3 protein-coding genes are annotated in these 26,325 nt (G+C 70.3%); all 3 read left to right on the plus strand.

The genetic code is table 11. From position 1 onward, the window contains the following. Positions 1-11 precede the first annotated feature (11 nt). The 3 genes from SBI80_RS21720 to SBI80_RS21730 are packed head-to-tail and all read left to right on the plus strand — an operon-like array spanning position 12 to position 26,289. Positions 12-1,745, plus strand: a complete 1,734-nt coding sequence (locus SBI80_RS21720; RefSeq protein ID WP_318976895.1) for an ABC transporter ATP-binding protein — start codon at positions 12-14, stop codon at positions 1,743-1,745. After that, positions 1,742-3,523: an ABC transporter ATP-binding protein gene (locus SBI80_RS21725; protein WP_318976896.1), complete on the plus strand. Its 1,782-nt coding sequence runs from the start codon at positions 1,742-1,744 to the stop codon at positions 3,521-3,523. The genes SBI80_RS21720 and SBI80_RS21725 overlap by 4 nt, the downstream gene beginning before the upstream one ends. Next, the gene (locus SBI80_RS21730; RefSeq protein ID WP_318976897.1) at positions 3,520-26,289 is read left to right on the plus strand and encodes a non-ribosomal peptide synthase/polyketide synthase; all 22,770 of its coding nucleotides are present in this window, start codon (positions 3,520-3,522) and stop codon (positions 26,287-26,289) included. The genes SBI80_RS21725 and SBI80_RS21730 overlap by 4 nt, the downstream gene beginning before the upstream one ends. Positions 26,290-26,325: the final 36 nt, after the last annotated feature.

Raw genomic sequence — 26,325 nt, forward strand, 5'->3', positions numbered from 1 at the left:
CCACCGACGCAGTGTCACCCGCCGAGACGGAAGGCACCGCAAAGACGCCTACCGGTGCGGCGATCCTGCGACGCACCGTCACCCGCAACGGCAGACTGCTGACCATCGGCTCCCTGCTCATCTGCGGTCACCAGCTGTGTGAGGCCATGGTGCCCGTGCTGATCGGGCTGGTCATCGGGCGCGCCGTCGAAGCCGGTGACGCGGGCCAGCTCGCGCTCTGGGTGGCCGCCCTCGCGGCGTTGTTCGTCGTGCTGAGCACCTGTTACCGCATGGGCGCGCGGCACCTGATGCGAGCCATCGCCACCGAGGGCCACCAGCTCCGGGTCGATCTCTCGACGAAGATCTTGCACCCGTGGCGGCTGCGTACCCGGTTGCGCAGTGGCGAGCTGTTGTCGATCGCGAGCACCGACGCCGACGACACGTCGTACCTGTTGGACTACGTGCCCCGCATCGCAGGCGCCGTCACCGCCATCGTGGTGTGTGCCGTGGTGCTCTTCACCATCGACGTGCCACTGGGCCTGGTCGTGTTGATCGGCACCCCGCTGATCCTGTGCGCGTTGCAGTTCGGCGGCCCCGTCATCACCCGCCGGGTCGCCGACCAGCAGGAGCTGGCCGGGCGCGCCACGGCGATGTCGGCCGACCTGATGGCCGGCCTTCGGCCGCTGCGGGGCATCGGAGCACAGGATGCCGCCGCGGACCGCTACCGCGCGGTGAGCCGGGAGGCACTGACGGCGACTCTGCGGGCGACCCGGTCCCAGAGCGTGTACGTCGGGTTCTCGAATGCGATGAGCTCGCTGCTCGCGGTCGGCGTCGCGGTCACCGCGGGCTGGTTCGCCCTGCGCGGTGACATCTCCATCGGAGAGCTGGTCACGGTCATCGGATTGGCGCAGTTCCTGCTCGAACCCTTCAGCACCATGGCGGAGGTGCCGAGCTGGATCGCCGAGGCCCGCGCGTCGGCCGAACGCGTCGGCTGGGTCGAGGACGCTCCCGTCGCACTGACACCGGGCGCGGCGCGACTCGGGGCTGGCCCGCACCGCCTCGAACTCGAGCACGTCGGCCACGGCACCCTCGAGGACGTGACCGTGTCGGTCGAGGCCGGCGAGATGGTCGGGGTGGTGGCGACCCGCCCGGCCGACGCCGACGCCCTTGTCGACGTGCTGTCCGGCCGGCTGGCCGCCGACGAGTACCGCGGGACCGTGAAGGTCGGTGGCGTCCCACTACCCGACCTGGACCTCGGTGCGGCGCGCCGCGTACTCCTGGTGGAGCCCCACACTGCCGACCTGTTCACGGGGTCGCTGCGTTCCAATCTTCGATTGGGGGAATCGGATTCGGATGACTCGGCGGTCGCGGCCGCCCTGCGGGCGTCGTGCGCCATCGACGTCGCCGAGGTTCACGATCGGGGACTCGACCACACCGTCGCCGAACGCGGAGCCAGTCTGTCGGGGGGCCAGCGGCAACGCCTGACCCTCGCCCGCGCGCTGCTGCGACGGGCTCCGGTGCTGGTGCTGCACGAACCCACGACCGCGGTCGACGCGGTCACCGAGAGCGCCGTCGCGCAGGGCATCGCCGGACTGCGGCACGTGGACGCCGAACGCCGCTTCACGACCGTGGTCGTCACGTGCAGTCCGGCACTGCTGGCCGTGACCGACCGCGTGCTGCTGATCGACGGGGGCCGAATCACCGCATCGGGCACGCACCCGGATCTGATGGTGCGCTCGGACTACCAGGAGGCGGTGCTGCGATGAGTGACGACACGATCCTTCCGGTGGCAACGGGCAGCCAGACCCGGGCCTGGCTGTGCCACGAAATGCGTTCCCGCGCTGGCTCCGTCGTGCTGGTGCTGCTCGCCGGGGTGACGGCCGCCGCGATGTCGGTGGGCCCGGTCTACGTGCTTGGCGTGCTGGTGGACCGGATCGTCGAGGGGTCGCCGACGTCGGTGATCGTCACGATCGCCATCGTCGTCGCGGTGGCCGCGGTCCTCGGTGGCCTGGCGCTCGGCTCCTCGGCCTACCTGATCGGTCGCCTGGGCGCCGTCGCGCTTGCCGACCTGCGGGAACGAGGTGTCGAACGGGCACTGTCGCTACCGACCACCACCATCGAACGCGTCGGACGCGGTGACGTGCTCTCGCGGGTCAGCACCGACGTCGCCACCATCGCCAAGGCCGTCTCCGACGTCGTTCCGACCATGTTCGCCTCGATCCTGCTTGGTGTGCTGTCGCTGGTCGCGATGGTCGGCCTGGATTGGCGGCTTGGGCTCTGCGGAGCGCTCGCGGTGCCCTTCTACGTGCTGGCACTGCGGTGGTACCTCCCGCGTTCGGCGCCGCGCTACGCCGAGGAACGGCGGGCCATCGCCGAACGCTCCCAGGTCCTGATGGAGAGCATGATCGGCGTCGCCACGGTCCACGCCTATGACGTGCACGTGCCGCACCAGCAGACGATCGAGGCGGCCTCGGCGAAGGTCCGGGACATCTCGATCGGTGTGTTCACCCTGTTCACCCGGTTCGTCGGCCGGATCAACCGGGCCGAATTCATCGGCCTGGCAACCATTCTGGTGATGGGCTTCTGGCTGGTGAAGCACGGTGAGGTGTCGGTGGGGCAGACCACCGCGGCCGCACTGCTCTTTCATCGACTGTTCAGCCCGATCAGCATGCTGCTGTTCACCTTCGACGAGGCCCAGGACGCAGGCGCCAGCCTTGCGCGTCTCGTCGGGTTGGTGACCACCCCCATCGAGCGGGCACCCGACTCGGGCTGCGGCACCGAACCGCAGGATGCCGAGCTGGCCCTCGACGACGTCGAGTTCAGTTACGACGGACGCCATCCCGTGGTTCGCGCGCTCACCCTGCGACTCGCGCCGGGCGAGCGGGTAGCGCTGGTCGGTTCGACTGGGGCGGGCAAGTCGACGGTCGCGGGCATCGTGGCGGGTGCGCTGACCCCGCAGCGGGGCACCGCGAGCATCGGAGGCGTCGACCTGTCCTCCCTGACCCGCGAACAGCGCCGCCGCCACGTCGGCACCGTCAGCCAAGAGGTGCACGTCTTCGCCGGCCCGCTCGTCGACGACCTGCGGTTGGCAAGGCCCGGCGCCACCGAGGCCGAGGTGCGCGACGCACTCCGGGTGGTGGGTGCCGACGAGTGGGCCGACCGTCTTCCCGAGGGCTTGCAGACCGTCGTCGGTGAGGGCGGTCATCAGTTGAATTCAGCTCAGGCTCAACAGCTTGCGCTCGCCCGGGTGGTACTGGCCGATCCGGCGGTCGTGATCCTCGACGAGGCGACGGCGGAGGCGGGCAGCCAGGGCGCGCGGGTGCTAGAGCGCGCCGCTGCGGCGGCCACGGCCGGCCGGACGACGCTGGTCATCGCCCACCGGTTGACCCAGGCCGCCACGGCGGATCGCATCGTGGTCATGGACCGCGGCGAGATCGTCGAAGAGGGCAGCCACGACGCCCTTTCCACCGCGGGCGGCCGCTATGCCCAGCTCTGGCGTGCCTGGGCGGCACGCCACATGTATGCAACGGAGACCCCAACGTGACGACGACCGATCTCGACGATGGACTGACCGCCGACGACCGGCTGGAACTGTTGCGGCAGTGGAACGATCAGAGCTGGCCGACCTCGACCACCACGGTGCCCGCTGCGTTCGCCAGGCAGGCGACGTTGGTGCCCGACGCACTGGCGCTGGTCGCCGGCGAGACGCGGTTGACCTACGGTGAGCTCGCGACGCGTGCCTACCAGCTGGCCAATCACCTTCTCAATCAGGGTGTTCAGGCCGAACAGACCGTCGCGATCGCGGTACCTCGCTCGGCGGAGATGGTCGTGGCGGTGCTGGCGGTGCTGGCCACCGGTGCGGCCTTCGTGCCCGTCGACCCGCAGTGGCCGGACGAACGGCGTCGTCGGGTGCTGGCCGACACCAGGGCCACCTCGGTACTGGTGGCGCCGGGCGCCGCTAGCGTCGAGGACCCCCGGCCCATCGCGCTCGCGCTCGAGGACTGGACCTTCGATGGCGAACCGGCCTGCGCCCCGGACGTGGACGTCGATGGCGATCAGCTCGCGTACGTCATCTTCACCTCGGGATCGACCGGTAAGCCCAAGGGCGCCATGATCCGGCACGAGGCGATCTGCGAACGCCTCAACTGGCAGGTCGAACAGGTCCTCGGCTTCGGCCTCGGCGACGCGTCACTGTTCAAGGCGCCGCTGTCCTTCGACATCTCGATCAACGAGATCCTGCTGCCCCTGGTGTCGGGCGGTTACGTAGTGGTCGCCGACCCCGGTGGCGAGCGCGATCCCCAGTACCTGCTGGACCTGATCGCCCGCGAGAAGGTCACGTTCGTCTACCTGGTGTCCTCGATGCTCGACGTGCTGTTGGACCTGGCCGAGTGCACCACCCTCCTGTCGGGGCTCAAGCACGTCTGGTGCGGGGGAGAGGTGCTGACCCCCGCACTGTTCGAACGTTTCCGCTCGCAGTTGAGCACGACGCTCTACCACGGCTACGGCCCGGCCGAGGCGACCATCGGCGTCTCGCACGTCATCTATCGCGACAGCGCCGAGCGCATCGAGACCTCGATCGGCCGGCCCAATCCGCACACTCAGCTCTACGTCCTCGACGAGGACCTGAACCCCGTACCCGTCGGCGTCGGTGGTGAGTTGTACGCCGCTGGCTTCCTCCTGGGCCGCGGCTACATTCATGCACCGGGGTTGACCGGGTCACGCTTCGTCGCCAACCCGTTCGACGTCGACGGGTCGAGGATGTACCGGACCGGCGACCTCGCCCGCTGGACTGCCGACGGCGTCCTCGAATTCCTCGGGCGCGCCGACAACCAGGTCAAGATCCGCGGAATGCGGGTGGAACTCGAGGAGATCGAGGTCACCCTGGCGGCCCACCCGAAGGTGCGGCACGCCGCCGTGGTGCTGCGCCAAGCCCCTTCGGGAGCCGTGCAGTTGACGGGCTACGTCGTGTCCAACGACGACGTCGACGCTGCCGAGCTGCGTTCGTGGTGTGCGGCGAAACTGCCCGAACACATGGTGCCCGGCGCCTTCCTGGTGCTCGACGAGTTCCCCGTCACTGCCAATGGCAAGCTCGACCGGCGGGCGCTGCCGGCTCCACCGGTCGCATCAGTGGTGGTCGCCGAGTCGTCCCAGCCGACCGACGCGCGAGAGCGGGCGATGTGCGAGATCTTCGCCGACCTGCTCGGCGTGCCCGCCGTCGGACCCGACGCCGACTTCTTCGCCCTCGGTGGCGACAGCATCGTCGCGATGGGTCTGATCAGTCGAAGCCGGAAGCTGGGCATGCGGATTCGTCCGCGCGACGTCTTCACGCTGCGCACCCCGGGTGCCCTGGCGAGCGCGGCCACCGACATTGGACGGCATGCCGCGAGCGCGGCCGTCGACCCGGTCGGCGAGATCGCGCCCACCCCGATCCTGGCGTGGCTCGACGAGCTCGGGCACGGCATGAACGGGTTCTTCCAAGCCGTCACCGTGCACACGCCCGTTGGTCTGACGGCGTCGGTGTTGGCCATGATGATCGACGCGCTGCTCGACTGCCACGACGTCCTGCGGGCCAGCCCCAGCGATGTCGCGGCGGGTGGCCTCACCGTGCCGCCGGCTGGAAAGATCACCGCCGCAACGGCACTCACCATTGTCGAGGCCGACGGTGACCTCGACGAGCGCGCCGCCACCGAACGCACCCGCGCGGTGGGCCGGCTCGACCCTGCCGCCGGGCGGATGGTCGAGGCGGTGTGGTTGGATGCCGGGACGGAGCGGCCGGGTCGGTTGATTCTGGTGGTCCATCACGTCGTGGTGGACGGGGTGTCACTGCGCCTGCTCGCCGACGATCTAGCCGCGGCGTGGGCCGACGTCCGGGCCGGGCGGCCCATCGCGCTCGCCAGGGCGGACAGCCCATTTCGGCAGTGGTCCGACGAATTGCGCACCGCGACCCGACGCGGCGAATTCACCGGCGACGAGGAGTATTGGCGGCGGGTCGTCGATGCCGGCGGTCGGTGCGATCCCCTGATCGGTAGCCGGCCCGTGGATCCCGCGGTCGACGTCGTCGCCACCGAGGACTCCCTGACCGTTCACCTCGACGACGAGGTGACGTCGCGGCTGCTTGGTCCCGTGCCGAGCGCGATCCGCGGCGGGGTGAACGACGTCCTCGTCGGCGCCTTGGCGTTGGCGCTCGCCGAGTGGCGTGACGATGCCACGACGTCGGCGTGTCTGCTCGAACTGGAGGGTCACGGCCGCGAGGCCGAACACCTCGGTGGTGCGACCGCGCCCCTCGACCTGTCCAGGACGGTTGGCTGGTTCACCACCCTGTTCCCCGTCCTCGTCGATCCGGGGTCGGCGCAGTGGGCCGACCTGATGTCCGGTGGAGCAGCACTCGGCGCGGCCATCAAGACCGTCAAGGAGCAGTTGCGGGAGGTTCCCCGCAATGGCCTGAGTTACGGAGCCCTGCGCCATCTCTCGGACGAGCCGCGGCCCGACCTGGTGGTTCGGCCCCAGGTGCTGTTCAACTATCTGGGCCGGTTCACCGGAGCCGACGACCGGCCGTGGACGCTCGCGGACTCCGCCGTGACGGAGGATCGCGACCCCACCATGCCGCTGCCGCGCGCCATCGAGGTCAATGCCATCGCCGTCGACGGTGACGACGGCACCCGTCTAAAGGCGACCTTCAGCTGGCCCGCCGGTGTGCTCGCGCGCGCCGAGGTCTCGGCGCTGGCCGCGCTGTGGACCGACGCGTTGACCGCGATCGCCTCCAGCGCCGCCGTCACGGGCCCGACGCCGTCGGACTTCCCCCTCGTCACCGTCACGCAGGCCGACCTCGACGGCGAGCTCGCCGGGGCGCTCGACGTGCTGCCCCCGACACCGCTGCAGGCCGGGATCTACTTCCACTCCACCTATGCCGACGCCGATCCGTACGTGGTGCAGCAGATCGTCGAGTTGTCCGGGCCGGTGGACCCGGAGCGCCTTCGCTCCGCCGCCGACCAGCTCCTGGTGCGTCATCCGCAGCTGGGTGCCGCGTTCCGGCCCATCGCCGATGGCACCGTCGTCTCGGTGCTCACCGGCGGCCTCGAGATGCCCTGGAGTCAATACGATCTCGCGGGTGCCGAGGCCGACGCCGCCCGCATCCGCCTCGAGACCATCGCCGAGGAGCAGCGGCAGCGGCCGTTCGACCTGGCCGACCCTCCGTTGATGCGCTACGCGCTGGTGCGCCTCTCCGGTCGCAGGCACGTCCTGATCCAGACCGTGCACCACATCGTGGCCGACGGCTGGTCGGTGCCGGTCATACTCGCCGAGCTGGTGGCGCTGCACGACGACCCGGGTGCCGCGTTGCCCGCCGCGCCGCGCTTCCGCGACTACCTGGAGTGGATCGCCGCCGAACCGTTGGACGCAGCCCTGCACGCGTGGCGCACCGAACTCGCGGGATTCGACCAGCCGACCCGGTTGGCCGAGGCGCTACCGCGAAGCCGTTCGGCAGAAGGCGGTTTCGGCACGGTCGAGGTCGACCTGCCGACCGAGGTGGCCGACGGCCTTGCCGAATGGGCGGCCGGCCAGGGCGTCACCCTCGGTGCCGTCATCGGCGCCGCGTGGGGTGTGACGCTCGGGCGGCTGGTTGGGCGCACCGACGTCGCATTCGGCTCGACGGTCTCCGGTCGCGGTATCGAGGTCTTGGGCATCGACGACATGGTCGGGTTGCTGATCAACACCGTCGTGGCCCGAACCCGTTGGGCGCCGATGGAATCCTTGGCGACGGTGGTCCGGCGCTTCGCCGACGCGCAGTCGGCGACCTTCGAGCATCACCACGTGGCGCTGGCCGATGTCCAGCACGCCGTCGGCCTGACGGACCCGTTCGACACGCTGGTCGTGATCGACGGCCGCGCCGCGACCGATGACCGGTCCGGGTCGATTCGCGTCGAGTCGGTCGACGTGGTCGAGGCGCCGCACTACCCCGTGACCCTGATGGTCAGGCCAGCCGAATCGTTCCGCCTCGTGCTGACCCACGACCGCACCGTCTGCGACACCGCGACGGCCGAACGGGTGCTCGAGCTCTACCGCCGGGTGCTGGCGACCATCGTCGCGGCGGACCAAACCCCCTGCAGCCAGGTCGAAGTCATGACCGCGGCGCAGCGGCATCGGGTGCTCGCCGCCGGTGCTGGTGGTCCGGCGTGGCACGGCACCGTCCTCGACCTGTTCGACGAGCGGGTTCGGCGCGATCCCACTGCGTTGGCGCTCGCCGATCGCAACCGTCGGTTGACCTACGGTGAACTGGACCAGAATGCCGGACGCCTGGCGCGGGCGCTGTTCGACGCGGGTGTGCGGCGCGCAGACGTGGTCGCCGTGGCCACCGGTCGCACCGTCGACATGGCCGTGGCGCTGTTGGCCGTCCTGCGCGCGGGAGCCGCGTACCTGCCCGTCGACCCCGGGTACCCCGCCGCCCGCATCGCCTTCATGCTCGCCGACGCCAAGCCGACGGTCGTCGTCATCGACGCTCGGCCCCTGCCAGAGCATTCGCTGCCGACCGTGGCCGTGGCTGCGGGCACCTCGCCGTGGGACGGCGCCTCCGTCCCCGAACCGGGCGACGCCGCATCCATCGTCTACACCTCGGGAAGCACCGGGCGACCCCGTGGCACTGTGGGAAGCCATGCCGCGCTGGGCAACCGGCTCAGGTGGGCGGCGCAGCAGTGGTCGCACGAGGACGGTGACGTGCGGATCGCCAAGAGCTCGATGAGCTTCGTGGACGGCACCACCGAACTGCTCGGCGCGCTGGTCGCCGGCGCCACCACCGTCGTCGCCGACGAGGACACCGCGCGCGACGGCGCGGCACTGGCCACCCTGATCGACGAGGTGTCGGCCGCGCAGGTGCTCGTCGTGCCGAGCCTGGCCGCCGCGATGGCCGACGTCGCACCGGAACGGTTGTCTGCGGTGCGACGCTGGATCTGCAGCGGTGAGCCCCTCGACGCCGCGACCGTCACCGCGCTGAGGCTGGCCTCGCCGCGCGCCGAGATCGTCAACTCGTACGGCTCCTCGGAGGTCGCCGGTGACGTCGTGGCCGGGCCGGTGGCCGACTCCGGCGCCGTGACCATGGGCCGCCCGGTCCCTGGCACCCGGGTCTACGTACTCGGACCCGACCTGGATCCCGTGCTGCCCGGGGCCACCGGTGAGGTCTACGTCGGCGGAGTCCAGTTGGCCCTGGGCTATCTCGGGCACCCTGCCACGACCGCGTCACGCTTCGTCGCCGATCCGTTCACCGGTGCCGGTGAGCGCCTCTACCGCACCGGTGACCTCGCTCGGTGGACCCCGGACTGGACCCTGGAGTTCGTCGGCCGCGCCGACGAGCAGGTGAAGATCAATGGCTTCCGGGTAGAGCTCGGTGAGGTCGAGACCGCACTGACCGAACTCCCCACCATCGCCGAGGCGGTCGTCACCGTGCATCACGGTGCCGCCGGCGCCGCGCGCCTGGATGCCTACGTGGTCACCGCTACCCAGGGGGCAATCGACCCCGCCGTGGTCCGGTCGGCGCTGGCGCAGCGCCTGCCCGCGCACCTCGTTCCCGCGACGATCACCCCGATGCCACGACTTCCCCTGCTGCCCAACGGCAAACGGGATCGCCGGGCGTTGCCCCAACCCGCACTCGCGACGTCGAATACCGTAGCCCGCACCGAGCGGGAAGCCCTGATCTGCCGGACGTTCCAGGCCGTTCTGGGACTCGACCCGTCCTCTCCGATTGGCATCGACGACGACTTCTTCGCCCTCGGTGGCGACAGCCTGCTCGCACTGCGGGTGGTCAACCGGCTCACCGGTGCCGGCCTGCCGATGCAGACCCGCGAGCTGTTCACCCTGCGGACGCCCCGGGCACTCGAGGATGCCCTCGGTGACTCCGTCCCGAGCGTGCCGGAGCCCGAACCCGAGGTCGCTCCCGCGGCGTGGCACGGGCTGTCCGACGACGATCTCGACCGGCTCGCGTACGAATGTCCCGTCGAGGTCCAGGACGTGTGGCCGCTCTCGCCGCTGCAGGCCGGGGTGTACTACCAGTCGACCTACACCGACGAGGTCAACACCTACCTGGCGCAGAACGTCTTCGACTTCGACCACCGACTCGACGTCGAGGCCATGCGAACGGCGTTCGGCGCGTTGCTGTCCCGGCACGACAACTTGCGGGTGGGATTCGCCGGTGAGGACCTGCCGCGCCCCGTGCAGTACGTCGGCCGATTCGTCCCGGCCACCGTCGCCCTCGTCGACCTGAGCGATCTGGCGGTGGACGTCGTCGCGGCTCGGCTGGCCGAGGTAATGCGCGAGGACGCCGAACGGCCCTTCGATCTGCGGATGCCACCGCTGTTCCGGCTCACCGTGATCCGACTCCCCGACCGGGGTGACCGCCTGCTGCTGACGTGTCACTTCCTGCTGTGGGACGGTTGGTCCCGCGAGCTGGTGCTCCGAGAGTTGTTCGCGCTGTATCGTTCCGGCGGACTCAAGGGCGCACTGCCCGCGGCGCGCACCACCTACGCCGACTACTTGCGGTGGGTAGATGGTCGCGACCGCACCGCCTCGGCGGACGCCTGGGCGGGCGCACTGGCGGGCTTGTCGGAGGCCACGCTGGTCGCCCCGGAGGCCGTCGGTGGGGAGTCGACGCTGCCCCAGCGGGTCTACGGTGAGCTCTCCGCCGAGGTGACCGCACGCCTTGCCGAGCACACCCGCACCGCGCAGACCACCGCGAACACCGTCCTGACTGCTGCGCTGGGGCTGGTGCTCGGCTACGAAACCGGGAGTGCTGACGTGGTGTTCGGCACCACTGTGGCCGGCAGGCCACCGGAGCTGCCCGGCATCGAGAACGTCATCGGGCAATTCCTCAACACCGTGCCGGTACGGGTCGAAGCCACGCCGCAGACCACCGTGACCGGTCTGCTGCGGCGGGTCGAGGACTTCCGGTTGAACCTGATGGCCCACGAGTACCTCGGTCTCGGGGACATCACCCGAAGCACCGGATTCCAGCCCCTGTTCGACTCGCTGTACGTCCTGCAGAATTTCCTCGACGACGGCACCTTCACCGACTTCGAACGCGAGCACGGCATCGTCGGGGTCGACTTCGTCGACACCACGCACTACCCGCTGACGTGGGTGCTCACCCCGGGTGAGCGCCTGACCGTCAAACTGGAGCACCGGCCCGACGTCATCGACGGTGACCGCGCCCTGGCTATGGTCAGCCGGTTCCGGCTGGCCGCGGAGACTCTGCTGGCCCGACCCGACATGCAGATCGGAGATCTCGACCTGACCCTGCCCGGGGAACGGGCGGCGCTGACGAGGCGCTGGCACGCGACCGAGCACGAGATCGGCGACGCTACCATCGCCGACCTGCTCGCCGAACGGACGCAGCGGTGCCCGAACGAGACGGCGCTCGTGTTCGGGGCGCAACGGTTGACCTATGCCGAACTCGACGGCCGGATCAATCAGCTGGCGCGCCAGCTGCTGGCCCGGGGCGCCGGAACCGAGTGCATCGTCGCGCTCGCCCTGCCGCGGTCGATCGACATGGTCGTGGCACTGTTCGCCACCCTTCGCACGGGTGCGGCGTATCTGCCGCTGGAGCTGGACTACCCGACCGCGCGCCTCACCGGCATGCTGGACGACGCGACACCGGTGCTGTTGGTCTGCCGCGGCGCGAGCGCCGAACTGGCGACGCACCAAAGGGCACTGGGCAACGACGTACTGCTACTCGACGACCCGGCGGTGGCCCGGGGGCTATCGCAGACGCCGGCCGGTGAGCTGTCCGACGCCGAGCTCGGCGCGTTCGCACGCAGCGGTGGAACGCACCGGCTCGACCACCCGGCCTACGTCATCTTCACCTCCGGGTCCACCGGCCGCCCCAAGGGCGTGGTGACACCGCACCGCGGCCTGACGAACATGCAGCTCAACCATCGGACGGCGATCTTCGATCCGGCGGTCGCCAAGGCGGGCGGGCGGCGGATGCGGGTGGCGCACACGGTGTCGTTCTCCTTCGACATGTCGTGGGAGGAACTGCTGTGGCTCGTCGAGGGTCACGAAGTACATGTCTGCGACGAGGAATTGCGCAGGGATGCAACCGCTTTGGTGGCCTATTGCCGGGAGCACCGCATCGACGTGATCAACGTGACGCCCAGCTATGCCCACCACCTCTTCGAGCAGGGTCTGCTCGAGGACGGATCGTCCCCCGTCGCCCCGGGGTCTTCCCCCGTCGCTTCGCTCGCCCCGGGATCCGGTCACCCGCCCACCCTGGTGCTGCTCGGGGGCGAGGCGGTTTCCGAGGAGGTGTGGCGCCGGCTGCGCGAGCTGCCCGCCGGCACCGGGTACAACCTGTACGGCCCCACCGAGTACACGATCAACACGCTGGGCGCCGGTACCGACGACAGCGCCACTCCGACGGTGGGCCAACCGATCTGGAACACTCGGGCCTACGTGCTGGATGCGTGGCTGCGGCCGGTCGGCGACGGTGTGGTCGGTGAGCTCTACATCGCCGGCGCTGGGCTGGCCCGCGGATATCTGAACCGCGCCGCGCTCACCGCTGATCGCTTCGTGGCCGACCCGTTCGTCCCTGGCGGCAGGATGTACCGCACGGGTGATCTCGTCACGCGCCGGTCGGATGCGGGTGGCACGCTGGACTTCCTCGGCCGCAGCGACGACCAGGTGAAGATCCGCGGCTACCGGGTGGAGCTGGGTGAGGTCGCGGCTGCTTTGTCGGCCTTGGCGGGGATTCGTCAGGCGGTCGCGATCGCGCGGCCGGGCCCGACGCCGTCGGTCAAGCAGCTCGTCGGCTACGTGGTGCCCGACGCTCCGGTAGAGGACCCCGCGGCCCTCGCCACGGATCTGCGTTCGCAGTTGGCCAAGGCGCTTCCGGACTACATGGTGCCGGCACTGTACGGGGTGGTCGAGACGATCCCGCTGACGGTCAACGGCAAGCTGGACGTCCGTGCCCTTCCCACACCGGTGGCGCCGGCCACCGGAGCGACGCGGGCACCGCGGGACGATCGAGAAGGGCTGCTGGCGAGCATCTTCGGTGACGTCCTCGGAATTCCCGACATCGGCGTCGACGACGACTTCTTCACCCTCGGAGGTGACAGCATCTCCTCGATCGCCGTGGCGGGCAGGGCCCGCAAGGCCGGCCTGGTGATCACGCCACGCGACGTGTTCCGCCGCAGGACGGTGGCTGCCCTCGCCGCCGCCACCGCCGAGCACCACGTGCCTCTCGACTTCGCGCCCGACAGTGGAGTCGGTGCCATCTCGGCGACGCCGATGCTCGCCGAGACCGCCCGCGAGCAGACCCCGCTGGCCAACTTCCACCAGTCGATGGTGCTGGCGACGCCACCGGGAATGACCAGCCGCCGCCTCGAACTCGTCCTGCAGGCAGTGGTCGACGCCCACGACATGTTGCGCGCCCGCCTCGAGATCGACGGCGGCGGTTGGCGTCTCTCGGTCCCCGAGGATCGGCTCGCGGTCTCGCGCCTACTCACCGTCCGCACCGGGGCGCTGAATTCGGCGGAGGTCGAGGCCGCCACGGCCGCAGCGGCAACGCAGCTCGCCCCGCAGGACGGAGTGATGATCCGGGCCGTCTGGTACGACGCCAAGGGGGAGCCGGGCCAGCTGCTGGTCGTCGTGCACCACCTGGTGATCGACGGCGTGTCATGGCGAATCCTCGGTGACGACCTCACCAGAGCCTGGGCCGAACTCGCCGAAGGGGACGACCGCCGCGACCCGCCGACCCTCGATCCCGTCCCGACGTCGTTCCGCACGTGGTCCGAGACCATCGCGACGGCCCGCTTCGACACCGAGGTGCCGTACTGGAACGAGGTGCTGTCCACCCCGGATCCCGACCTGGGGCGCCGCGCGATCGACCCTGCCGTCGACACCGCGGAAACCGTGCGGAGTCACGCCTTCTCGCTGCCATCGACGACCAGCGCGGCCCTGCTGTCATCGGTGCCGGCGGCCATCCACGGCGGCGTCGACGACGTGCTGCTGACCGCCTTCTCGCTGGCGCTGGCCCGATGGCGGGCCGAGCGTGGTCACGACGGGGGCACCGCCGCGCTGGTCAACCTCGAGGGGCACGGACGCGAGGCCGACCTCGTCCCCGGCGATCTCGACCTGTCCCGCACCATCGGCTGGTTCACCGCGATCTACCCCGTCCGGGTCGATCCGGGTCGGCTGGAGTGGAGCGACGTGCTGGCGGCCGGGCCGGCGTTGGCCGCGGCGACCAAGTCGGTCAAGGAGCAACTGCGCTCGGTGCCCAGTCGTGGGCTGGGCTATGGCGTGCTGCGCCACCTCGACGAGACCCGGCCGCTGCGCGGCGCCGCACCGCAGATCCTGTTCAACTACCTTGGCCGCTTCTCCGGGGGTTCCGGCCGGGCCTGGGAGCCGGTCGCCGGGTTCGGCGCGCTGCGCGAAGGCGTGGACCCCACCAATCCCGCGGTGACACTGGAAATCAACGCACTCGCCGAGGATGGTCCCGACGGCACCGTGCTGACGGTCAGCTTGGCCTGGCCGGGCGGCCTGCTCGACGATGCGGACATCGCCGAGCTGGCGGACCGCTGGACCGACGCTCTGACGGCGCTGTCCCGGTGCGAGGCGCTGGCCGGTCACACGCCGTCGGACTTCCCGCTGATCGAGGTGTCTCAGGCCGACCTCGACGACTGGCAGCGGACCGGGCCCGTCGAGGACGTACTTCCGCTGCTCCCGCTGCAGGAGGGCATGTACTTCCACGGCACCTTCGGCCAGGGACTCGAAGGACACACCGACACCTACCGCGTACAGCAGATCGCCGTGCTGACCGGCCCGGTCGACGTCGATGCGTTGCGCGCCAGCGTGATCGACGTCGTCACGCGCCACCAGGCGTTGCGTGCCAGCTTCCGCGAGCTCCACGACGGCCGGCTCGCCCAGATCATCTGGGCTGCCGTGCCCGTCGAGTTCACCTACGTCGACGCGGCCGATCGTAGTGTCGAGGACATTGCCCGCGAACAGCTCTCGCGGCCATTCGACTTGGCCACCGCGCCGCTGGTGCGCTACGTGCTGGTGTCCGTCGGCGCGGGTGAGCACAGGCTGATCCAAACCTTGCACCACATCGTCGCCGACGGATGGTCCTACCCCGTGATCTTCGGTGACGTCGTGGCGTACTACCACGCCCGGCTCGGCATCGGACCGGCGCCAGCGCCGCTCGCCGCGACGCTGCGCGACCACGTCGAAGCGGTCCTTGCCACCAGCACCGAGGCTGCCCGCCAGGCGTGGTCGGGGGTGCTGGCCGACGTCGAAGCCACGACGCTGGTCCCGCCGCCGGAGAGCGGAACTCCAGAACCCGACACCGTCGGGGAACACCGCAGTTCGGTGCGGCACCTGACGCCGGAACTCACCCGCGCGTTGGTCGAGACGGCGCGCTCGCGCGGCGTCACGGCGGGTGCGGTGCTGCACGGCGCGTGGGGGTTGCTCCTCGGCCGGCTGCTGGGCCGCCGCCGGGTGGTGTTCGGGTCCACGGTCTCCGGGCGCGGTGGTGCACTCGCGGGCACCGAGTCGATCGTCGGGCTGCTGATCAACACGATCCCGGTGCCGATGTCGTGGGACCACGACACCCCGATCGAGACGGCGATGGCAGAGCTGCAGGACACCCAGAGTGCGGTCCTCGACGCGCAATACGTTGGCCTGACCGAGACGTCCCGACTGGCTGGTGCGCGCGATCTGTTCGACACCATGGTGGTCGTCGAGAACTTCCCAACCGTCGCCGACGAGCGACCGAATGACGCTCGTGCCCTTGCCTTCCAAGGCTTCACCGGCACCGACGCTCCGCACTATCCGGTGTCCCTGGTCGCCTACCTCGACGACCGGCTGACGGTAGAGATCAAGTACGACGCAGGCAAGGTCACCGCAGCCAGCGCCGACCGGTACGCCGAACACGTCGAACGGATCCTGACCGCATTCGCCGAGCGGCCCGACGCGCCGATCTGCGACATCGACGTGCGCACCGATGCCGAACGCCGACTCGGGTCCGACGCCGAGACCCGGGTTGGTCCCGATCGCACCCTGGCCGCGTGGTTCACCGGCATCGCCCGCCGGCACACCGACGACGTCGCGGTCACCTGCGGCGGCGCGCGAATGACCTATGGCGAACTCGACGAGCGGGCCACCGCCGTCGCCGCCACCCTGATCGAGCTCGGAGTGGGCCCGGAGTCCAGAGTGGCCGTGGCACTGCCCCGTTCACTGGATCTCGTCGTCGGCCTGGTGGCCGTGGTCAAGGCGGGTGGCACGTACGTCCCGCTGGACGTCGACTCGCCGGCGGCCCGGCTGCACCACATCGTCACCGACTCGGACCCGGTGTGCGTCCTCGTCGACCGCGCCGACCGGCTGCCAGCCGATGCCGTGACGACCGCGACGTCGACGATCGTGCTGGCCGAGGCGGCCGGCCACCGAGTCGACGGTCCTGTCACGCCGCCCCGCCTCGAACCCGACCACGCCGCCTACGTGATCTACACCTCCGGTTCGACGGGTGTGCCCAAGGGCGTCACCATCACCCACCGCAACGTGGCAGCACTCTTCGACGGCACGTCGACGCTATTCGACGTCGGCCCCGACGACGTGTGGACGATGTTCCACTCCGCGGCGTTCGACTTCTCGGTGTGGGAATTGTGGGGGCCGCTGCTGCGCGGTGGGCGCCTGGTGGTCGTCGACACCGTGGTGGCCCGCGACCCCGACCGCTTCGTCGAACTGCTGTCCACCGAGGGGGTCACGGTGCTCAACCAGACCCCCTCGGCCTTCTACCCTCTGATCGAGGCCGATCGGCGGCTTCGGTTGCCGATGGCGTTGCGCTACGTGGTCTTCGGCGGTGAGGCCCTGGATCCGAGCCGCCTCGCCGAGTGGTACCGACGTCACGACGCCCGGTCGCCGCAGCTGGTCAACATGTACGGCATCACCGAGACCTGCGTGCACGTGTCGCATCGACGGATGCAGTCCGCAACACCCGAGAGAGGCATCGGCGGACCGATTCCCGGTCTGCGGATCCACCTCCTCGACGCAGCATTGCAACCGGTGCCGGTTGGTGTGGTCGGTGAGATGTACGTCGCCGGAGGACAACTCGCCCGCGGGTACGTCGGGCTTTCCGGCCTCACGGCGACCCGGTTCGTGGCCAACCCGTTCGACGCGGCCGGCGAGCGGCTGTACCGCAGCGGGGACACCGCGATGTGGACCGAAAGCGGGGAGCTGGTGTACGTCGGGCGCTCCGACCAGCAGGTCAAGGTGCGCGGCTACCGCATCGAGCTCGGCGAAGTGGAGTCGGCGCTGTCGGCACAGCCCGGCGTGGTCAATGCCGCGGCGGCGGTCCACCACGACGAGACCGGCCGCGCCAGGCTGATCGGGTACCTCGTCGGACGCGATGCCGTCGACGTCACCGACGTCCGGAACCGCCTCACCGAACGGCTGCCGAGCTACATGGTGCCCTCCGCGCTGGTGGCGCTCGATGCCCTGCCGCTGACGGTGAACGGCAAGCTGAACCGTGCGGCGCTGCCCGCGCCCGCCGACCGCCCAGCGGCACCCGATCCGGCGGCACCCGATCCGGCGGCACCCGTGCCGGCCGCGCCGGGAACCGCCGCCGAGCTGCTGGCCGCGCTGTGCTCGGAGATCCTCGGTGCCGCAGTGGGTGTCGACGACGACTTCTTCACCATGGGTGGGGACAGCATCGTGGCCATCCAGCTGGTGAACCGCGCGCGCAAGAAGGGCGTGCAGATCACGCCGCAGCAGGTGTTCGTCTGCCGTACGCCCGGGGCGCTGGCCGAGGCGGCCGTCCCGGCGGCACCGCCCGTCGCCGATGCCGACGACTCCGGACCCGACCTCGGCGAGGTCATGCTGACGCCGATCGTGCAGCGTTTGGCCGAGCTCGGCGGCACCATCGATCGACTCAACCAGTCCGAGGTGACGGTCACCCCGACCGGCGCGACGCTGGCCGAGCTCGAGGCGGCGCTGAACGCGGTCACCCATCGGCACGACGCGTTCGGGCTGCGGTTGCACCGGCCGGTGCCGATGCTGTGGTCATTGGAAACGGCTGCTGCCGAGCGTGTCTCGATCCTGCGGGTCGACGCCGAAGGTTTCGACGAGGACGGGTTGCGGGCGGCGATCGCCGCGCAGTCCGACGCGGCAGCCGACCGGTTGCGCCCGGACAGCGGCACCCTGGTGGCTGCGGTGTGGTTCGACCGCGGCCCGCAGCGACGGGGCCGGTTGCTGCTCACCGTGCACCACCTCGCCATCGACGGCGTGTCCTGGCGCATCGTGCTCGACGACCTCGCCGAGGCGTTCGAGCAGGTCCGGGGTGGCCGCACCCCGGTGCTGCCCGCCGTCGCGACGTCGATTCGCTCGCACGCCAGGATCGTCAACGAAGGCGCCCAGCAGGCGGCACGCCTCGCCGAGTTCGAGCACTGGACGTCGACGCTGGCACCGGGCGGCGAACTCGATCCAGGAGCCGACACCGTCGGGCTGACAGTCGGGGCCACCCGCGACCACGAGCTGCGCCTCACGGCCGCCGAGACGCTGCCGCTGCTGACCACGGTGCCCGCGATGGCCAATGCCGACGTCACCGAAACACTCTTGGCGGGGCTGTATCTCGCAGTCGGGCGCTGGCGGGACGCGCGGGGGATCCCCGACCGGCCGCTGGTGCTCGACCTGGAGCGTCATGGCCGCGACGGCTGGGGCGAGGAGGTCGACCTGTCCCGCACCGTGGGCTGGTTCACCGCCATCGCACCCGTACGGCTGCCGTCGCGCGCCGGAACGGATCACGTTGCCGTGCTCAAGGAGGTCAAGGAGAGGCTCCGGGCGGTATCGGGTCTTGGCTTCGGTCAGTTGCGCTACTGCAATCCGCGCACGGCCGCCGCGCTCGGCCGGCTGCCCGCCCCGCAATTGTTGTTCAACTACCTCGGCAGGGGGTCGGCCGGCGACACCGGCGATTGGACCACCGCACCGGAGGCCGACGCGCTGCGCGCTGCGCCCAACCCCGATCTGGGCACGCCATATCTGCTGGAGGTCAACGCGTTCTGCGAGGACACCGCCGATGGTCCGGTGCTGCGCGCCACGCTCACCTACGCCGACGGGGAGATGACTCCCGACGCAGCCGAGTCGTTGGCAAAGCAGTGGTCGACCGTGTTGCGCGAGCTGAGCCGGCTGGCCGACGACGCCGGCGGAGGAGCTTTTCCGCGCGGCGGGCTGACGCCGTCGGACCTGCCGCTGGTGCAGCTGACCCAGGCTCAGATCGATCAAATCGAGGCTACGAGTTCGACTGCGGTCGAGGATATCTGGCCACTTTCACCGTTGCAGGAGGGTGTCTACTTCCAGGCGCGGTACGCGCAGGCGGCGGTCTACATCGTCCAGAACGTGTTCGACTTCACCGAACCCATCGACGCCACCGCGCTGCGGACCGCCTACTCGGCGGTGATGCGACGACATCCCGTGCTGCGCTCGGCGTTCCTCGCCGACGACCTGCCGGGCCCGGTGGCTGCGATCATGGTCGATCCGGTTTGCGAGCCCGAACTCGTCGACCTCACCGACGTGGCCCCCGAGCACCTCGCGGATCGCATCGCCGAGCTGACCGCTGCCGATCGCCTGCGCACCTTCGACCTCGGTTCTCCACCGCTGACACGAATGACGATCATCCGCGCGACCGACCGCGACCGGCTCATTCTCAGCTACCACTTCCTGCTGCTCGACGGCTGGTCCCGGGAAGGGCTGCTGAACGACCTCTTCGCCGAATATGCCGCGGCGACCGGGCGATCCGTCGCCGATCGCCCCGTACCACGGGCCCGGTTCACCGACTACCTGCGGTGGCTGGCCGATCGGGACGGCCAAGCCGCCGCCGATCGGTGGGCCGCGGCACTGGCCGAACTGCCCGCACCGACGCTTCTGGTGCCTGCCGCCGTCGGCACCGAACCCACCCTGGCGCTGCGACTGGACTTCACCTTGACCGAGTCCCAGACCGCTGCGCTGGTGGGCGTCACCCGGGCCGCCGGCGTCACCCTGAACGCGGCGGTCAGCACCGCGCTGGCCATGGTGCTCGGGTACGAATCCGGCACTGACGACGTGGTCTTCGGCTCGACGGTGGCCGGCCGTCCGACCGAACTCGACGGCATCGAGGACGTCGTCGGGCTGTTCCTGAACACGGTCCCGACACGCGTGCGGTTGCGGCCCGACCGCACGGTCACCGACACCATGCGCGCAGTCCAGTCCGAGCGGCTCGAGCTGATGGACCACGAATACCTGGGCCTGGGCGAGATTCAACGCGCCGCGGGCGTCAACGGGCCGCTCTTCGACAGCCTCTACGTGCTGCAGAACTTCCTGGACGACGACACCTTCACCGACATGGAGTCCGAATACGGCATCGTCGGCCATGATTCCGTCGACGCGTCGCACTACCCGCTCACCTGGGTGGCCTCACCAGGGCGGCGGCTCTGGGTGAAGCTGGAGTACCGGCCCGACGTGGTTCAACGGCCCCACGCGCAGCGGCTGCTGCACCGGTTGCAGCGGGTGTTGCTGCACATCGGCGAGCACGGCGAGGACGTCCTGGCCGCCGTTCCGATGCAGCTCCACGAGGAGCAGGCCGAGCTGGTCGCCCGCGCCGAGGCGACCCGCCACCCGTTGCCCGAGGCCACCGTGATGGATCTGCTGGCCGAACGCAGCGCGCGTACCCCGAGTGAGACGGCCCTGGTGTGCGGTGGTGAACGCATCGACTACGGGCTGTTGGACGCTCGCGTCAACCAGCTGGCCTGGGTACTGCGCCACCGTGGCATCGGGCCGGAACAGACCGTGGCGCTGGCGATTCCGCGTTCCATCGACGCGGTCGTGGCACTATTCGCGGTGTTGCGGGCCGGTGCGGCCTACCTTGCGCTGGAACTCGACTACCCCGACGAGCGGCTGGCCGTCATGCTCGCCGATGCCGCTCCCGTCTGTCTGCTGACCACCTCGGCGGTGGCCACGCGCATCGGCCTGCTGACACCCGAATCGTGCGCGGCCGTCGTGCTCGACGCTGCCTCGGCGCGAAGGGAATTGGTGGCCAGCCGGTTGGACTGGGACGGCTATGCGCCCTCTCTGGACCATCCGGCCTACGTGATCTACACGTCCGGATCAACGGGCAAGCCCAAGGGTGTCGTCACCCCGCACCGCGGTCTGACGAACATGCACCTGAATCACCGCGAGGCCATCTTCGCCCCTGCCATCGCCAAGGCCGGTGGCCGGCGACTGCGCATCGCGCACACGGTGTCGTTCTCCTTCGACATGTCGTGGGAGGAACTGCTGTGGCTGATCGAGGGCCACGAGGTGCACGTGTGCGACGAGGACCTGCGGCGGGACGCGACCGCGCTGGTGGCGTACTGCCACCAGCATCGGATCGACGTCGTGAACGTGACACCGAGCTATGCCCAGCTGCTGTTCGACCAGGGGTTGCTCGACACTGGCTCTGGTCATCCGCCAGTCCTCGTGTTGCTCGGCGGGGAAGCCGTCTCGACGGCGGTGTGGGATCGCCTGCGCGACAGCGAGACCAGCTACGGTTACAACCTCTACGGTCCGACCGAGTACACCATCAACACCCTCGGTGGCGGCACCGACGACAGCGCCACCTCCACGGTCGGCGTGCCGATCTGGAACACCCGCGCCCACGTCCTGGATGCTTGGCTGCGCCCGGTGCCCGACGGTGTCGCGGGTGAGCTGTACATCGCCGGGGCCGGGCTGGCCCGCGGCTATTTGGGTCAACCCGCCCTGAGTGCAGGCCGTTTCGTGGCCAACCCCGACGAGCCGGGCGGCAGGATGTATCGCACCGGCGACCTGGTGGCCCGCCGGCGGGCCACCGAGGACCGGGCGGGCAACCTGGACTTCCTGGGCCGCACCGACGATCAAGTGAAGATTCGCGGCTATCGCGTCGAACTCGGGGACATCGAGGCCGCGCTGGCCGCACACCCGGGGGTGGCCCGGGCCGCGGTGATCGCCAAGCCCGACCCGAACGCCTCCGGATCGCACCGCCTCGTCGGCTACGTCGTCGCGGCGGGGGTCGCAGTCGGTGACACGTTCGACGAGGACGCTCTCGTCGGGCAAGTCCGCGCTCAGCTCAAGAACGTCCTGCCCGGGTACATGGTGCCGTCGGCGATCGCGGTGCTCGCCGAGCTCCCGCTGACCGACAACGGCAAGCTGAACGTCAGGGCGCTGCCCGAGGTCGATCCGGTCGTACGGCGCGCCAGTGGCCGACCCCCGCAGACCCCGACCGAGGAAGTACTGTGCCGACTCTTCGGCCAGGTCCTTGGGGTGGACGGCGTCGGCGCCGACGATGACTTCTTCGATCTCGGAGGGCATTCGCTGCTGAGCATTCGGCTGATCGGGCTGGTGCGGTCCGTGCTCGGCGTGGAGATGTCGCTGCGCGACGTCTTCGACGCACCGACCGTCGCGGCGCTCGCGGCGATCCTCGGTGAGCACCGGCCGTCCGGGGCCGGCCCGCGAGCGGAACTGGCCGCGGTGACGCGCCCGACTCGGATCCCGACCTCGCCCGCCCAGGAGCGGTTGCTGATCCTCGACCAATTCGGTGACGCGGCGGTGGCCTACAACTATCCTCTGGTGTTCGAGGTGCGCGGCCCGCTCGACGTGGCTGCCCTCGGCGCGGCACTCGGCGACGTCGTGGACCGGCACGAAGCACTGCGGACGGTGTTCGACGAGCACGACGGCGTGCCGTTCCAGCGGATCCTGCCCGTCGGCACCCCGGTCCCGCTGCAGGTGGTGGACTGCCACGAGGATCAGGTCCAGGCCAGGGTCGACGAGGCGGCGTGGCGCCGGTTCGAGCTGAGCACCGAGATTCCGTTGCGCGTCAGCGTGATTCGGGTCGCGCCCGAAGTTCACACGGTGGCGATCATCCTGCACCACATCGCCACCGACGAGTGGTCGGACGCACCGTTGGTCGCCGACCTCAACCGGGCGTACGCGGCGCGCCGGCGCGGTGAGCGCGCGGCACTGCCCGAATTGCCGGTGCAGTACCCGGATTACGCGCTGTGGCAGCGTGATCGGCTGGCCGAGATCGAGGAGGCGCGGCTGGCGTTCTGGCGCGAAGCGCTCGCCGGCGCGCCTGACGAGCTGACGTTGCCCACCGACCGTCCGCGGCCGCTGCGGCCCAGCGGTGCCGGCGGCACCATGGCCGTCGCGGTGCCTGCCGACACCGCCGAGGCGCTGCGCACCCTGGCGGCCCATCGTCAGGTCAGCATGCTGATGCTGCTGCACGCCGGGGTGGCCACGCTGCTGCACCGGATGGGTGCCGGTGACGACATCGTCGTCGGCACCCCGGTCGCGGGGCGGGACGATTCCGCCCTCGACGAACTGATCGGCTTCTTCGTCAACACCGTCGTGCTGCGGGTCGACGCGTCGGGCAACCCGTCCTTCGACGAACTGCTGGCACGCGTGCGGGAGGCCGACCTCTCCGCATTCGCGCATCAGGATCTACCGTTCGAGCGGCTGGTCGAGGCGCTGAACCCGCCGCGGGTGGCGGGCCGCAACCCGCTGTTCGGTGTCTTCGTCGGCTACCAGCTGCGCGATGGTGACGAGGCCGAGATGCTCGGTCTGCCCACCCAATGGCGCGAAACCGATTCGACTGCAGCCATGTTCGATCTCAGCTTCACCCTCGTCGACGATCGCACGGGTGGGGCGACGATCATGGCGGAGTACGGCGCCGACCTGTTCGACGCATCGACGGTGCGGTCCTTGACGCACCGGCTGATCACCCTGCTCGGCCGCATCGCCACCGATGGTGCCACCGCGATCGGGGCGGTCGACGTGCTGAGCGACGGCGAGCGCGAGGCATTGCTAATCGAGCGCAACGCCACCACCCACGACGTCGACGACGTCGGGCTGGGGGCCCTGGTGGCACGGCAGGCCGCGCGAACGCCGAACGCCCTCGCGGTGGTCTTCGACGGCGATGCGCTCGATTACGCTGAACTGGACGTCTGGTCGGACCGGGTCGCCGCCGAACTCGTCGCAGCCTGCGCAGGACCGGGGGCCATCGTCGGGGTATCCCTGCCACGCTCGGTCGAGTTGGTCGTGGCCCTGGTCGCGGTGGCGAAGTCCGGCGCGGCGTTCCTGCCGTTGGACCCGGATTATCCACCGGATCGCCTGCAGTACATGACATCCGATGCCAGTCCCGCCGTAGTGCTCGACGACGCGAACTGGGTGCGGACGGTGCGCCACGGGCAGGGGACGGCACGGCTGGGGGCGGTCGACCCGTCGGGCTGGGCCTACGTGCTCTACACCTCGGGCACGACGGGTCGACCCAAGGGTGTCGCGGTGCCGCACGCCGGAATCGTCAACCGCATCGCCTGGCTGCAACACGCCTATCCGCTGGGGCCCGAGGACCGCATGCTGGTGAAGACCCCGATCAGCTTCGACACGTCGGTGTGGGAGGTGTTCTGGCCGCTGGCCGTCGGGGCGACGCTGGTGGTGGCCAGGCCGGGTGGTCACCGCGACCCTCGCTACCTCGCCGAAACCATGGTCTCGCAGGGCATTACAGCCGTGGACTTCGTGCCGTCGATGCTCGAGCCGTTCCTGGAGGAACCAGCAGCGGCCGACTGTGCCTCGCTGACCAGGGTCACCGTCGGCGGGGAGGCGTTGCCCACCGACGTCGCCGCGCGGTTCGCCGAGACCGTCGGCGTGCCGCTGCACAACCTCTATGGGCCCACCGAGGCTGCAGTGGACGTCCTCGGCTGGACGGCCGACGGCGGCCCCGTCGCACTGGGCGTGCCCGGGTGGAACGTCCGGGTCTACGTGCTCGACGGGTACCTCGACCCGGTACCCATCGGAGCGCCCGGCGAGCTGTATCTGGCAGGTGTGCAGCTGGCCGACGGCTATCTGCACCGCCACGGCCTCACGGCGCAACGCTTCGTCGCCAGTCCGTTCGAGGCGGCTGCGCGCATGTACCGCACCGGAGACCTGGTGCGCTGGCGGGCCGACGGGCAACTGGAGTACCTCGGCCGCACCGACGAACAGATCAAGCTGCGTGGCGTGCGGATCGAGCCCGGTGAGATCGAGACCGTGCTGGCCCGGCATCCGTCGGTGTCGTCGGCGCGGGTCGTCGTGCGCGCCGACCGGCTGGTCGCGTACTACCTGCCCGCGCCGGGCGCCGAGGCCGCGTCGGCCGAGGAGTTGCGGCAGCACGCATCGGCTGCGCTCCCGATCCACATGGTGCCGTCGGCCTACGTCGAGCTCGCCGAGTTCCCACTGACTCCCAGCGGCAAGCTGAACCGCCGGGCCCTGCCCGACCCCGAGACGACCGGGGGCACGGGCAGGCCCGCCGTGACACCGCGCCAGCAGCGGCTCGCCGAGCTGTTCTCCGAGGTGCTCGGCGTCCGGGTGACGAGCATCGACGACGACTTCTTCACCCTCGGTGGCCATTCCCTGCTGCTGGTGCGGCTGGCCTCGGTGCTGCGGCGCGCGTTCGGCGTCGACGTCGGGGTCGCGGATCTGATGGCGGCGCCAACGGTGGCCGCTGTCGAGACCGTGCTGGCCGGCCACGGGGACGAGTCGGCCGGCGCCGGTTTGGCGCCGCTGCTGCCACTGCGCGCGGAGGGGACCGAACCGCCGCTGTTCTGCCTGCCTCCTGCCAGCGGTCTCAGCTGGCAGTTCGCTGGGCTGAAACGTCATCTGCCGCAAAATGTTCCGCTATACGGTCTGCAGTCGCCCAGGTTTTCCGGTTCAGCGCTGCCCGCGACCATCGCCGAGCTCGCCACGACGTACGCCGACCTGGTCGACGAGGTCGCGCCGAACGGCCCGATCCGGCTGCTGGGCTGGTCCTTCGGGGGGTCGCTGGCCCTGCTCGTCGCCGACGAGCTGACCCGTCGCGGCCGGGACGTGACCTTCGTCGGGATGCTCGACGCGCGCACCGACGTCGACCCGGACGAAGACTTCGACCCCGCCGCGGTGCTGGGCGGCTTGCTGCGCGAGATGGGCTTCCCCGTCGAGGCGGGGGCCAGGACCACCATCGAGGACGCCGTGGCGCTGGTGCGCGCCAGCGGCGACGCGATCGCCATCCTCGACGACGTCCAGATCGGCCGGGTCGTCGAGAACTACGTCGCCGCAGAGAGATTGACGGCCAGTGCGGACTACGGCCGCTACCACGGCGACGTGTTCTTCGTCGACGCCGCGATCTTGGAGATGGATCTCGAGGGGGTGGCCTCACAGGGCTGGCGCGAGCACGTGGGCGGCGAGCTGAGGGTCGTGACGCTGCCGTGCCGGCACTCCGAGCTGATGGACGCCGAGGTACTGGATCAGCTCGGCCCGCTCATCGCCGCCGAGCTGTCCCGCTAACCCGAGGCGAGCAGACGCAAGGGGCCCTCATTCGCG

Source organism: Mycolicibacterium sichuanense, from assembly GCF_033741125.1.
GTDB lineage: Bacteria > Actinomycetota > Actinomycetes > Mycobacteriales > Mycobacteriaceae > Mycobacterium.